This window comes from Myroides odoratus (assembly GCF_965118575.1).
In the GTDB taxonomy this organism is placed as follows: Bacteria; Bacteroidota; Bacteroidia; order Flavobacteriales; family Flavobacteriaceae; genus Flavobacterium; species Flavobacterium odoratum_B.
Genome location: NZ_CBCPHW010000001.1, coordinates 96,163 through 110,450, shown reverse-complemented (window position 1 = coordinate 110,450; position 14,288 = coordinate 96,163). Strand labels below are relative to the sequence as shown.

General features: G+C 33.9%; 12 protein-coding genes. 1 reads left to right on the top strand and 11 read right to left on the bottom strand.

The features are described 5' to 3' along the window. Positions 1 to 7: 7 nt before the first annotated feature. The 9 genes from ACMHJ2_RS00505 to tssO (ACMHJ2_RS00465) are packed head-to-tail and all read right to left on the bottom strand — an operon-like array spanning position 8 to position 11,166. Positions 8 to 886 carry a TssN family type VI secretion system protein gene (locus ACMHJ2_RS00505; RefSeq protein ID WP_413511003.1) on the bottom strand — a complete coding sequence of 293 codons (879 nt, stop codon included), beginning with the start codon at positions 884 to 886 and terminating at the stop codon, positions 8 to 10. 19 nt (positions 887 to 905) lie between these two features. After that, positions 906 to 1,844, bottom strand: a complete 939-nt coding sequence (locus ACMHJ2_RS00500; RefSeq protein ID WP_413511002.1) for a hypothetical protein — start codon at positions 1,842 to 1,844, stop codon at positions 906 to 908. A 3-nt stretch (positions 1,845 to 1,847) separates the two neighbouring features. After that, complete coding sequence (locus ACMHJ2_RS00495; protein ID WP_413511001.1) at positions 1,848 to 3,743, bottom strand: type VI secretion system baseplate subunit TssF; 1,896 nt, start codon at positions 3,741 to 3,743, stop codon at positions 1,848 to 1,850. A 14-nt stretch (positions 3,744 to 3,757) separates the two neighbouring features. Then, entirely contained in the window at positions 3,758 to 4,198 is a 441-nt protein-coding gene (locus ACMHJ2_RS00490) for a GPW/gp25 family protein (RefSeq protein ID WP_413511000.1), read from the bottom strand. A 5-nt stretch (positions 4,199 to 4,203) separates the two neighbouring features. After that, a complete protein-coding gene (locus ACMHJ2_RS00485) occupies positions 4,204 to 6,690 on the bottom strand; it encodes an AAA family ATPase (protein ID WP_413510999.1) in 2,487 nt (828 codons plus the stop codon). A 15-nt stretch (positions 6,691 to 6,705) separates the two neighbouring features. Then, the gene (gene tssR / locus ACMHJ2_RS00480; protein ID WP_413510998.1) at positions 6,706 to 9,207 is read right to left on the bottom strand and encodes a type VI secretion system protein TssR domain-containing protein; all 2,502 of its coding nucleotides are present in this window, start codon (positions 9,205 to 9,207) and stop codon (positions 6,706 to 6,708) included. A 2-nt stretch (positions 9,208 to 9,209) separates the two neighbouring features. After that, positions 9,210 to 10,115, bottom strand: a complete 906-nt coding sequence (locus ACMHJ2_RS00475) for a PKD domain-containing protein (RefSeq protein ID WP_413510997.1) — start codon at positions 10,113 to 10,115, stop codon at positions 9,210 to 9,212. A 10-nt stretch (positions 10,116 to 10,125) separates the two neighbouring features. After that, positions 10,126 to 10,644: a type VI secretion system TssO gene (tssO, locus tag ACMHJ2_RS00470; RefSeq protein ID WP_413510996.1), complete on the bottom strand. Its 519-nt coding sequence runs from the start codon at positions 10,642 to 10,644 to the stop codon at positions 10,126 to 10,128. Positions 10,645 to 10,650: 6 nt separating this feature from the next. Continuing rightward, positions 10,651 to 11,166, bottom strand: coding sequence for a type VI secretion system TssO (gene tssO, locus ACMHJ2_RS00465; protein WP_413510995.1), 516 nt, complete (start codon positions 11,164 to 11,166; stop codon positions 10,651 to 10,653). 91 nt (positions 11,167 to 11,257) lie between these two features. Here tssO (ACMHJ2_RS00465) and ACMHJ2_RS00460 point away from each other — a divergent pair, with 91 nt between their 5' ends. Then, positions 11,258 to 11,908 (top strand): response regulator transcription factor, encoded by a 651-nt coding sequence (locus ACMHJ2_RS00460; protein ID WP_413510994.1) that lies wholly within the window; start codon positions 11,258 to 11,260, stop codon positions 11,906 to 11,908. A 235-nt stretch (positions 11,909 to 12,143) separates the two neighbouring features. On the opposite strand, the gene sufD is transcribed toward ACMHJ2_RS00460, so the two are convergent. Both sufD and sufC read right to left on the bottom strand, forming a co-directional pair. Further along, the gene (sufD, locus tag ACMHJ2_RS00455; RefSeq protein WP_413510993.1) at positions 12,144 to 13,463 is read right to left on the bottom strand and encodes a Fe-S cluster assembly protein SufD; all 1,320 of its coding nucleotides are present in this window, start codon (positions 13,461 to 13,463) and stop codon (positions 12,144 to 12,146) included. 43 nt (positions 13,464 to 13,506) lie between these two features. Further along, entirely contained in the window at positions 13,507 to 14,253 is a 747-nt protein-coding gene (gene sufC / locus ACMHJ2_RS00450; protein WP_413510992.1) for a Fe-S cluster assembly ATPase SufC, read from the bottom strand. Positions 14,254 to 14,288: the final 35 nt, after the last annotated feature.

The window sequence follows — 14,288 nt, the reverse complement described above, 5'->3', positions numbered from 1 at the left end:
TTAAATCTTATTTGTATTCACTGACTCGTTTGCAAATGATTATGTCATTTTCTTTAATCTTGTTTTGGGAAATATCTAAATCAAAATCAATGTATTTCTTAAAGTGAAAAAGAGATCGTTTGAGATAAAATACCCAATCATAATACTCGCCGTTGTCCCTGCTTAATTCAATCGTAGTTGTCCCATTCTTATAATTATAATCCTCTAAAACTTTGTGAAACCAGTCTCCAAAAGTTACACCTGAAGACAAGGTTTTCGCCTTAATTCTAAACTGATTTCCATCCTTAACATTTTTTGCTAATTCAACCGTAACTACCAGTAGTTTATTAAAATCTATTCCCTCAAAATCGGTCGTTTGTTTGTTTTTTTCATACCTCCAGGTTTTATAAATACTAAAAGGAATTTTTAAAAATTGAAGGTAACTGTAATAGAAAAACAAAGGAATTAAATACGATATACTACAAGTTGCCGAAATAAAGGCATAGCCTTTAAAAGGGCTTACCCAATCGAAAATATAGGTAAACAAATACATCCCAAAGAGCAAGTTTAGCGCAGTAAGAATCCCCTCAAATGACAGGGATTGCCACTCTGGTATATCTTTGCCTTGAAATCGCTTAAAAACTTGATTTACGTGTACCATACCAAATAAAAAGTAAAAACTACTTGCTATTAAATACCCATAGGGATTAAACGCATTGCCATAAAAACCCAGAAAACCAGGTAGCGCTAGGATCAATACACTAACTAAGACGTAGACAATCAATTCTTTCGTTTTAATAAATTGTATTTTCTTTTTCAAAAAACCCAGTAATATAACAAGTCCTAGCAATAGGATTGGCAGTATTAAATAGTTTAAAAAATAGGCTTTTATGAATTCTATATACATAACTATTTTATTTTAAAAATTATAAATAGGTTGAATACCCTAATACACTATTGTTCTTATTGCCTACTCGAAATGAATGTTCGTTTTTAAGCGTTACAAGCTCTTCTATTGCTGTAGTGGTGATAGGTAAACAGTACTCATAGATTGTGCTTAATAAAGTCATTAAAGGGCTCCCTTTTGCGTATAGATGAAGTTCTTCATAGGCGATAGGTCCTAATGCAAACTTCCAATTTCTTTCCCCATCAAAATGAGTTTCTGCTAAAACACAGGTTAGTCCTAGTCGCATTTCACCAACTACAAATGCAGTTGATAAATGGTCAAATTCAATTATTTTATTGGGAGTAAAGCTTATATTCACTGGTATTTTCAAAAATGCACTTAAACATTTTTCTAACCAGTGTTTCTTTCCTCTTGATGCGTGAAAATAAGGCAGTAAACAAGCAAATATTCTAGCATTTTTATCATCCAGAAGTTTTAAAAGAGGCCAGAGTTCTTCAAGCATATTTAGAAACTGATCTCGCTTATCAATTCTGTCAAAGCTATCTGCTAGGTCTAACGCTTTTAGATGACTGAAATACACTTCCAACTCAAAAGGTTGAAAAAACATTCTCCCTTTTTGTTCTACCCTCTTTTCATATCTGATTTGCTCAACAACTTCTGTAATATTCTGTCTTGCTTTTTTTAAGGAGGGTGGATGAAAAATTCCCTCTGGGAGATAATCGTAAATTCCCTCTCTATAACTCTCTACACTGACTATTTTTTCTTTAACATCAATATATTCAGGTCTGATTCTCTTTACGTCTTTATGAAAACTTCTAGGGTGACTTCCTAATCTTTTTAAAAAAACACCATTTATTCCTTTGTAGTTCTTCCAGATATTATAAGCTATTATCTCTGCTTTGTAATCTGTATTTAGGTCATTATAACCCGCTTCATATATTTGATTAAAATCGTCCATTCTTTAAGCATCTTCACTAAAAATTTCTCTTTTAAACTGTACCACATATTCAATTCCATCGATAGCTCTATGGGCAATCTGATTTTTTAAACTCTGAGCATAGTCTATCCAATATTGATTGCTGAATTCTTCCTTATTGTCAATATGTATTTCAATATTTACTGTGCGAATAAATCCTTCTTTTGGTTTATTGCTAATCTTAAGGCCTTTCGAAACGCGAATTTCCTTACATTGTTCTTGTAGAATCATTTTACAATAACTCTTAATATCTTCTTTCGAAATAATCTTATCTCTAGTCGTTAAAGCGTATTTATAAGCCTGAATCGCATCCGTACCTGTCTTTTCTCTTTCTCCTCCCTGAGTGGTATTCAGCAGCACTATATATTTATTAACATTGGTAAACGCTTTGTTTTGTTGTGTAAGCTGCACCCCTTTTCGTATATTATTTGCCAAAGCACACTGGGTAATCCAATAAGAGGCTTTTACATATTCTGTATCAGCTACGGGTTCTACAATAACATAATTTACATCACTAGGGACCGTACTAGTAACTGTTTTTACTTTTTGATCTAAAGCACGCATCTGAAAGACCATATTTCGAAGGGTTTCAATCACTTTATCTCTATCAATACTGCCGAAAGCAGAAACTTCATCCCGGGTTAATTCAATTACTTGATTAATCAAATCAAGGGCATTGCGTTCACTAAAACGCTCCATTCCGCCTTTGCGAACGGTATAGCGTCCTTGAATCACAGTACTGTTTTCTGAAAAAGGAATTTCATTGTATTCTCGGTCGTAACTATCTACTACTTTACTTGTGTACAGAAATTCTTCTCCAACCTGGGTAACAAGAGGAATCGTATTTCCCATAATATCTAAACTAGACTCATTCTCTCTCCATCCTCTGTTATAAATAGGAAAAGCATTTAAATAAAAGGTAAAACCTTCAATAATTTCCTTTGAATATTGTGGAGGAAAATCGATTTGAATCCAAAGTAATTTCTTGTTTTTAAACCTCTTTTCAGTTTCATTATTCTTAGCTAAAAATTCGATTCCCTTGGATAAATCCGCTTGCTTTAAATCCGTGGTTTTACACTTAAATCCGCTCAATTCTATAAATTTTTCGGCATAAATAGCCTTTATATGTTCTTGTATCCGACTTTCAATAGAATAACCTTCAAAAGTAGCTTCATGTCCTCGTTTACTTGTTTTATCGGGATAGGACAATCCCGCTGTTACGTTTACTTGTTTATCTTTTATATATACAGAGACAAAAGGCAATAATTGGTAGATAAATTCCTGGTTTTCACAGGTTGGATTATCACAATATAGACTAAGATGGTCGGGGGTATGTTCCATTTCATATGCACTAAAATCAACGGCCAGAAACAGTTGATTGTGCTTCATAGGTTGTGCTAGTTTTTCGATAGGGATTCTATTATAAAATGCATCATATTCCCATAACATATCTCCCATTATCTGATAGCTCAATTGTGCTTTGACTAGATCGACAGTATCAACTGATGTAAAGGGAATATTAAGCTTAAGATCAGAGGCATTTTTTACATTTGAGGTAAATACTTTTTTAGTAAAAAATTCCTGATAAGGCCATAAAACTTCTTTCGATTCTTCTGGATTACCAATCGCTATAGCATGTGCTGGCCTTGGATACGTATAAATACTTGGGGTCAACAAACGAGCTATTTTTTCTAAAATACTTCCTTTAATATGTTCTATATCATTATTTACTTTAAAAATTTCCGTACTAAACGCATCAATTAATAAGGTTATGAAAGGGTCAAGTGCATTTGGATTATTCACGCCCCAAAGTTTAGTTGCGTTTTGAAGCATTCTTGCTTTAATGACCTCTTTCGTATAGTTATTCAGTATTTGTTTCATCCCTATTATTTAAATTAATCTATAGCCATTGGACTCAAATAGATATGTGTACTAAAAGTGAAAAGCTCACCTATGTCCGTTAAAACTGCATTAATTCCAATTTTAGCTTTCTTTCTAATATCCACAAGCTCCTTTGTTCCATAAGTATGTTCTACATATTCAATGTGAACCTGAATTTGTGGATTGCTTATTCGGGGCTCGTATTTTTTAATTTGCTCCAATAAGTTCGCTTCAAAAACCCGTTCCCACTCTACAGCGGAAACTGCATTATCGAATTCTAAGTCCCATACAGCATTGCCATAATCTGGACTAGATCTATGTTCTCCTTTACGAGTCAAAACCAATAACATCAAATGTTGAGCAATACTTTCGGCTAAACTGCACGTAGGAATAGCCTCCCCTTCGGTCATTGCCTGTTCTGGATTAAAAGGAAGCTTAAAAAATGTGTTTTGCATTTTCTCTATTCAATAACCTGAAAAACAACGGATTCACTTTGCCAATCCACTCGAATTTTTTGTCCTGAAACCAATTGTTCGCTTACAATCATCTTTGAAATAGGTCTAGTAATCTCTTGACGAATTACCCCTCCTATTTGTCTTGCCCCATACTGTATATTAAATCCTAAAGTGGCCAATTTTGCCTTTGCTAAATCTGTAATTTCAAAGGCTATATTTAATCGATTACAAGCTGTTATCAAGTCCTTTAATTGAATTAAAAATATCTGTTGAGCCATTTCTTCCGTGAGGGGAGCAAAAGGTACAATCTCAGTAATTCGCGCTAAAAATTCAGGTCTAAAATTTCCTTTCATCACTTCCAATAACTCTTTGGATGTTGGTGTTTTATTATCTTCAAATGCGGTAATTATATACTCACTACCAATATTTGAAGTAAACAAAATAAGCGCATTGCTGAAGTCTCCTTCTTTTCCAAGTTTATCGTGAATTTTACCCTCATCCATCATTTGCAGAAACACATCAAAAACAGAGGGATGTGCCTTTTCTATTTCGTCAAATAAAACAACAGCATAAGGTTGATTTCTAATTTTATTGACCAACATTCCACCTTCTTCATAGCCAACATATCCTGGAGGTGCACCATATAACAAAGCCGCTGCGTGTTCCTCTTTAAACTCTGCCATGTCAAAGCGAATCATTGCTTTTTCATCGTTGAATAACAAATTTGCAATGGCTTTGGCGAGTTCTGTTTTACCCGTTCCTGTAGGGCCTAAAAAGAAAAATGACCCCATCGGTTGTCCTGCTTTTTTCAGTCCACTTCTACTTTCAACAATTGCATCTGCCACTACTTTCAACGCGTGACTTTGTCCAACGACTCGTTGCCCTAACAGCTCTTCCAGAGCTAGCAATTTTTCTTTCTCATTGACTTGTATTTTTCCCAAGGGAATTCCTGTTTTTACAGCCATTACAGCCGCAATCTCTAAACTGGAAACCACATTGACTTTGTCCTTGGAAATTGCTGCTAATTCACTGTATATCGATGTAATTATTACATGCAATTCTTCACTTGTTCTACTGGAATCCAATACGGGTTGTTCTTTTAATCGTCCCCATAAAATGGGACTTACCTTTTTCTGTAATTGTTTAAAAAGCCAAAGCATTTCACAAGCTTTAGCTTGATCATCAATACAAGCACTTCCAAAACGAAAATCGTAATATGCTTTCCATGTTTCTAGTTCTGATTCCGATCGCTCATCTAACATGCGAATCGCAGCCATAGTGCGATCCAATAAATCCAGCGCTGTATCTGGTAATTTTTTATCCTTGCCATAGCGTTTTGCTAAGGATACACAAGTAACTAAAGCCTCTGCTTCTACTTGAATATGATGGTGATTCTCATACGTTTGTAAACTATTTTCGAGCATTTTCACGCAAGTTTGTTCATCTGGCTCTACTACTTCTAGTTTTTCAAACCTTCTGCTAAAGGCCTGTTCTGGTTCAATAATCTTGCGATAATCTTCCAAAGTAGTCGTTGCAATGACGGTCAAATCTCCACTTGCTAAATCTGGTTTCAACACATTAGCAACCCCACCTAAACAGCCTCTTTGATCCAGCAATACATGAATTTCATCTATAAATAAAATCGTTCGACCTAGCTGTTTTATTTCCATTACTATTTTTTTCAACCGCTCTTCTACCTCTCCTTTATAACTGGTTCCGGCAACTAGTAAACTAAGATCGACTTGAAATAAATGACAATTCTGTAAGAGCTTAGGTACCTCGCCTTGGTTCAATTGTTTGGCAAAACCCTCTACTAAGGTCGTTTTTCCCACACCTGGCTCACCAATCAAAAGTACATTTGGCTTTGTTTTTCTCCCTAATATTTCTACAAGTGTTCGGGTTTCCATTTCGCGACCTACAATTGTATCATATGCACCCATACTCGCTTTTTCAAGTAAGTCTATACTATATTTTTCCAACGTTGTTGACTTGACAAACTCATCATCATAATTAACTAAAATAGATTGCATTGGATTGATACTCGGATAGAGATGAAAATTTTCTTTGGATTGTAACGCACTAAATAATTCAGATTCTCTTATAGGCAATGATTTAAGTTGTTCAGGTGTAAAAACAGAATTTGGTTTAATCACACTAGCCAAAAGACATGCAGGCGTTAACTTAACAAAACCTAATTTGCTCCTTATATCCTCTGCATTTTCCCACATTCGTTTTAATTGGTCTGCTTCTTTCACCTCCTCTACCCCTTGTGTGGTTTTTGGATAATCCTCAATTCGCACCTCTGCCCACTCATAAAAATAAGCTGGGTCTTTACCCATGTCAAGTAAGAAATCCGTTAAATCAATTGACTTATGCATCAAAGCTTGCAAAATATGAGCTCCTGAATAGGTTGAATTATAGTTTTTTCTAGCGATTGATTTAGCAATATGAATCACTTCTTCTAAGGATTCATTCAATAATAGTACATGCATATTTTTATATTTTTTTTATGGCATTCCTTGTTTTACGCGTTTCATATATTCCTCTGCATTGTTTCCCTTCCTCTTTTTATTCTGTTGATCAATCTTTATTTGTTCTAACTCTATAGGTAGAATATCAAATGAATTATCTTGATTTTTAATAGTATCTATTTTTAAAACAGGGATATACGCTTGATTCAGCCAATACAAATTGACATTTGCTTGTTGTAGGAGTACCTCTTTATCACCTTTAAGTTGCTTTATTTGATCTGCTATTATTTTAAAGTGTTTAAAATAATTCTCAAGGCTTTTAGTTTGTACTACTTTCTTTCGTTTCCATCGATTAAGCTTTAGGTGAGCAAGAGAATCTAACTCCGTCGAATAAAGGCCTGTACTTTGAAATAATCCTAGGTTTATTGGATTGGTACGCAAAAATTTTCTAGTGCTTTTTTGAGGAGTTAGACTCTTTTTTCTCGCAATAGCGATATACCTTCGAATCATCTTTCTATTATTTAAACTCTTACTTTTAAATACGTTAGAATAAATACTCAGATAATAATTTCGCAATTGCTCGAGTTCACTTTCATCTAAAAGCACGCCATATTCCATATCATTAGCCTCTGTTGAAACTTGCTTGTGAAGTACACCTGTATGCATAAATGGATAATCTTGCTGGCTTAATTGCTTTGCAATACCCAGAGGCACATAGGACGTTTCTTGTGGATAAATAGGTAAATAAGCGGTTTTCACTTTCGTATGAGATACACCAATATCACTCTGAAAAACGGCGGTAATTGTACTGTCAATTTTTTGATTCTCTACCGTGATATCTTGTATCATTTTCTCAATCACCTGTTGCAATAAGAAAGGATTATTTTCTTCTCCTTTGCGGGGGAAAACAACAGCCCCTTGCTGCATACTTTGTGCAGGATAATCCAATTGATAGATTCCCTGATTGCCTTTAGATAAATCAAATTCACTGCTTTCGACTACGTCCTCTTGATGAATCAATCGCTGTTTTTTATAATTGGTAATTTGTTTAGCGGAGGTTTGAACTACATCACCAGCAAACAAGACAAAATCGTTATACGTATCGTCGCTCTTCGCCTTTACTTGATAGAAGATAAATCGACTGTTTATTTGGGCTATTTTATCCCTTAATTCTTTTTGTTTTTCTTTATCATCAGGCGATAAACCATCCCCAAAAACCACCACCACATTGCTTTGATTTTCATGAGAATGAAGCAAGAGATTTAGATCTTCTATCGAGTCATACAAAGTGATTATCGATCCTGAATTTTCAGTAAAAAACAAAGGTTTCTCAAAGGAAGAAGACCAAGTACTAGCCTCTGTGTACCAGTGTGTATTTTCACTTTTATAGTGTGTATCCACGTGATAGAAAAGAGTAGAAAATGCAATTTGATTAAAATAACTTTGTTTAGAAATTTGCATTTTTAAACGCTGAACTACCGTATTTAGTGAATTCAGATACCTTTCTTTTTCTTTTGACCCCTCTAAGATAAAAACGAGATTTAGTTTTCGATTACTAGCTAAAATAGCTTTATATTCTTCATAATAGATTGGCTTACCTGTTACATTGTAAACTCTATTTTGACTATAATCTAAGACATTGTCAAAATAATGAATTTCAAAATCATCCTTACTTGGGCGATAATTCAATGGGTAAATATGCCCTAAATCATTTTGCTTTTGAACGTGGGTTGAATGTACAATGGGATTAAAAACAGTTGTAGACTTTTCCTTGTATTCAATCCCCAATTGAATCGTATCTCCAGGGGGCGTTTGTTTCATCTTAAATGCCGTACGCTCTCCCCAAAGGGATACTACATCGGTATCTACCCAACCATATACTTTACTTTCAGGATTATCTACTTCTAGTTGAGGTATTCCTCCAAGGAGGACTCGCCGTTTATCTGCCGTAAACTTGTAGAAATAAACAACCGTATTCAATGCCAATTTAACATCTGCTCTATGTACTAAATTGGGATCTTTGAATACGTATATCGAATCCTTCTCCATATACTTTTCGCTATTGGAAATAACCCATTTATCCTGTAGGGCAACGATCCCTTTCAATCGAAAGCCCGTACTTTCATTACGCAAGGATTCATTCCACAAAAGCAAGTCCTCTTCGCGAATCCAGCCCTGTTCTTTAGCTGTGGATTTATCTACCGTATAGTTATCTACACTACCGGGTTCATATTTAGCCACCTTGTATCGATCTCCTCTTTTCTTTAAAACAACAAAAGGTTCAAAAAAAGAAATCTTTTTATTAGCCTGTTCATCCTTTTGGTTTGAATACAGAGGTGCTTTGTCTGTATCAGAAAAAACAACCCAAGGTTTGGCATATTTTGGATAACCCGATAGCAAAAAGCTCTCTTGATACTGATAGACAATACTCGAATGTGGCGTTTGCTGAACTGAAATTTTTTTTACACGACAACTAACCATTGTCATAGCGACTAAGAGGAACAATCCCCCTAGTCTATAGTTAATCTTATAGTTCATTTTTAATTACTTGCTTGGGTGATATTTATTTTTGTTACACAGTTTGCCTCTTCATCAAAACCTACCTTCACTAATTGAATACTCGCTTTTCGATCAAACCTCAAACCCATGCAGTAGTAATAAAATGAATTTCCTTTCGTTGTGTTTACACGGACAACTGCATTTTCATTTTCACATAAATATTTGTTTACCAAATAATTATAATGTTGATTAAAGGATGCTCCGTTAGCTATTTGCTGTAGATGATCTCTAAAATCAGCGTCTATTGCCTTATATCCCTCTTCTACATCTAATTCCTTATTTAAATTTTTAAAAGAAGGAAAAATGGTTATTTTATGTAAAACAGGGTAAGCCGTTTCATCTGTATATAACAAAACTTCATATTCGCCTGCTTCTTGATATGCATAAATAACAAAGGGGTCTTTGGCATCGACATTTCCTGTTTCTCCAAACTTCCAACTAAACAGACTTGCTTTTTCTGTAACTGCCTTAAAGATTACATTTTCGAATTGCTGGGCTTCGGAAGGCGCATCGATCTGAGTAAAGTAATCGCCATAGTCTTTTTTTGCATCTTGTTTTACTTCAATCGAAAAAGTCTTGGTATGTTGACCCATAAATGTATAAGTAACTTGGTAGAAACCAGGTCGTTTATATAGGTGATACCCTTTCTCTATTAAAGATAGATTTCCATCGCCAAATTCCCATTTTTGGACAGTCTTACGCTGTGTATTAGCAACAAAATGCAAGGTATCTCCAACCTGTAATATGGCAGGATAAACAGATACCTCTAAATCCGAAATACGGTACTGAAAATTCTTTTTAAAAAGATAACCACCTAACGTGCAAAGAAGTAAAATACCTCCTACAAAAAGCATAGCTTTCTCTTTATTTTTTTTTATATAGTTCATACTTAATTTCCTAATCAATAGTTATTTTTCGTTGATCTAATTGTTGTTTTTTGTCCTTAAATCCAATTGAACACTCTTCAAATTGCTTGTGAAACAATTGAATATTTTCTGTTTTCTTGGCTACAATTTTTTTATCATTTAGATACATTTTATAGAAATACCCTATTTGGGTGTACGCCTCTTTTCGTGGGTCATAAATAGAAGTATTGGCAAAAGAATTAGCAATCTTCGCAATACAACTTGTAATATCATTTTCTACAAAGGGCTGAGGGCGTTCATATTTTAGCACATTAATCTTAAGAAAGGTGGACGTTACTAGAGGTTCAATCAGCTTTTGCCGTTCCTTAAACTTATATTTTTGTTCTAGCAGTTGCACATCTAGGAGTACATTCTTTGAAAAAGGAGAACTATAACCACTTAAGCAAAGGAAACCTAGTAAAACTTCAGCTGTGATTACGAGTATTACTAAATATAAAAACTGATAGAACTGCTCTATTTGAGAAAGGGATTGATATTTACTTTGTGTCATTGCCTACTATTTTTTATTGGATTTACGACTTGGATCATCTGTTAATTCAGTATAGACGCTTTTGAATCGTCCCATACATTCATTTAAATCCCGTGCTGCTAGATTTTCTTGGTTATTGACCTCAATGATTTTATTTTTTAGAATTAATAAACTATCTAATTCACTAAAAAGTAATGAATAGCACTTGAAATTACCTTCCTTATCCTCTCCAATCAGCGTTTTTAACTCTAAAATGTCTTCGGTTATATACTGCTGCAAGACTAAATCATTCTCTACTTTACCTGTACTTAACAAACTCATATGATAATAAACTGTATCTACTTTACTTTTTAAGATATATTGCTTATTTACAGTCGTTTGATAGGCTAGAACATCCTTTTCCATGCTTTGATTCTGCCGAACAGAACTTTCAAAAAAACAATAAATTCCAGTAAAAATTATTAAAATCAATATTAAAAATTTAATAACAAAACGGACTGAAAACAAATAAATTTGTTTATTATTTATACTTTTCAAATACATAAAAGCAAAGAATTGGTTTATTTTTTATGAATAACATAATTTAGTCAAAAATAGTATTATTTTTACATTTTCCAAGCTAAAAAATGTTTAAATGACAATTCATCTTTCTATCTGTGAATCCGATCAACATTTCAAAAATTTACTAACGGAATACATTCACAGAGCCCTTACCTACGAACTAATAGACACTTACTCTAATGGGTATGAATTAGTTAACAAAATCCATTATAGGCAGAATAATTTTCTGTTAATAGACATTTTCACGCCTATTATGACGGGTCTTGAAGCCATAAAAATTTTAAGAAAAAAAAACAATCAAACGCCAATTATTACCTATTCGAAAGTGTATCAAGAAGATATACACACATTATTAAGTGCATATAAGCAGGTTTATTATTGCCAAAAGAATAGCAATCTAATTTTTAAGCTTATGCCCGCCTTGCTCCATAATAATTTAGATTATTATTATCAAAATTTACACCAATGGAAGGAACACCTTCTGAATGAACAAGGAATTATCAGTGAATCAAAAGCGCCTGCTTATGCGCTTTCATCTATAGAATTACAAATAATAAATCACGCTTGTCAAGGTTTGACAAACAAAGAAATTGGAGAACGCGTGTTTCTAAGTGGACGAACAATAGAAGCGTATATCAAGAAATTGACAGAAAAATTTAAGGTGAAAAACAAGTTTCAATTAATTACCTATTGTGTAGAAAAGAATTTACACAATTACAGATGAAGGAGTGGAATACACAACTATCCCCCTTCGTTTGATCGAAAAAGGGTAAAAACAGACTTTATATTGCTCGTTAAATCCCTTTTTACACCCCCTTTTAGTCAATTTAAAGAACGATTGATTTGAAAATCCAGATTTACACACAAAGACTTAATAAGCTACTTAAAAAGCTTTAAATAAAAAAGGGTGATTAACGTCTATGTTAATCACCCTTTTTACTTATAACGAATAAAATATATTAAATATCAAATCCCATAGATACGCCCAATTTTGAAGCAATTACTTTCGCAACTTTACTTTTTAATTCTGGGATTTTTACAGATTCCATTACTTCATCTGTAAAAGCGTACATCAACAAAGCTTTCGCTTCCTTTTCAGGGATACCTCTTTGACGCATATAAAACATGGCCTCTTCATTTAACTGACCAATTGTACAACCATGAGAACAACGCACATCGTCAGCAAAAATTTCCAACTGTGGTTTGGTGTAAACTTGCGCCTTATCACTCAACAAAATATTGTTATTTTGCTGAAAACCATCTGTTTTTTGTGCTATTTTATCTACGTAAATCTTTCCATTGAAAACACCAATAGACTGATCGTCATATAATCCTTTGTAATTCTGGTGACTCTCGCAATTTGGACTATCATGAGAAACTAACGTATAGTGATCCACGTGTTGCTTTCCACCAATTAGTGTAATTCCTTTCATTGTACTATCAATACGTTCTCCATCTTGATAGAAATTCAGATTATTACGCGTTAATTTTCCTCCAAAAGAAAAAGTATGAACTGAAACTCTACTCTCCTGTTTTTGCTTGATGAATGTATTATCAATCAACGTGCCTGTATCTAAATCATTTTGCAATTTATAGAAATCAACAATTGCGCGTTTGTGACTAAAAATCTCCGTAACTGAATTGGTAAATACACTACATTCATCTAAACTTTGATGGCGTTCTAGAATTTGCACATGTGCATTTTCACCCACAATAATTAGGTTACGAGGCTGAACCAATAAAGCTTGATCCCCACCCGTAGACAAATAAACAATTTCTATCGGTTTAGAAACCACTTTACTTTTTGGGATATTAATAAACGCTCCTTCTACTGCATAGGCTGTATTTAGAGCAGCTAAGCTATCTTGCTTATCTGTTAATACATTGTAATACGTGTCAATCAGCATCTTGTATTTCGGCTTTGTCAAAGCGGAAGACATTAAACATACATCCAATCCATCATGTGTGGTAGAGGATAAATGCGAGCTAAACACGCCATTGATAAAAACCAATTTATATGTATCTGAATCACTTAAAAAGTAATTCTTCACCTCTTTATATTCAATTGCCGTTTCTTTTTTAGAAACCACACTAAAATCATACTTTAAAATTGAATTTAGAGACGTGTATTTCCAAGCTTCCTCTTTTTTTGTAGGGAATCCTTTATCTTCAAATGTCTTTAGTCCTTCTACGCGCATAGCGTGAAGCGTATCATGCTCACCACTCAATTGCTGTTCAAAAGCAACAAAAGACGTAATTAATTTATCTTTAAGTTCCATATTCCTTATTACCTAATTAGATTAAAATGATTGGGTGCTCTGATTAAAGGGATTCTTTAATCCAGTCGTATCCTTTTTCTTCTAATTCTAAGGCCAATTCTTTTCCTCCTGTTTTCACAATTTTACCATCGTATAAAACGTGTACAAAATCAGGAACGATATATTCTAATAAACGTTGGTAGTGCGTAATTAAAATCACGGCATTATCTTCGCTTTTTAATTTGTTTACTCCATTTGCAACAATGCGCAACGCATCGATATCTAATCCTGAATCTGTTTCATCCAAGATAGCCAATTTTGGCTCTAACATAGCCATTTGAAAAATTTCATTACGTTTTTTCTCTCCACCAGAAAATCCTTCGTTTAAAGAACGAGATAAGAATTTTCTATCGATTTCTAATAATTCCGCTTTTTCTTTAATTTTTTTCAACATTTCATTGGCTGGCATCTCCTCTTCGCCCTTCGCTTTTCTAGCTTCATTAATTGCTGTTTTAATGAAGTTTGTAACCGATACGCCGGGAATTTCAACTGGATATTGAAAAGATAAAAACACCCCTTTATGTGCTCTTTCTTCAGGAGCTAATTCTCCTAACTCTTCTCCATGCAATAACATTTCACCTTCAGTTACTTCAAAGGCCTCATTTCCAGCAATTACAGAAGAAAGCGTACTTTTACCAGCACCATTTGGTCCCATAATTGCGTGAACTTCACCTGCTTTTACTTCTAAATTAATTCCTTTTAATATTTCTTTATTTTCAACACTTGCGTGTAGGTTTTTTATCTGTAACATAAATTGTTCGTTATTTTAAATTTGTAGTGATAAGA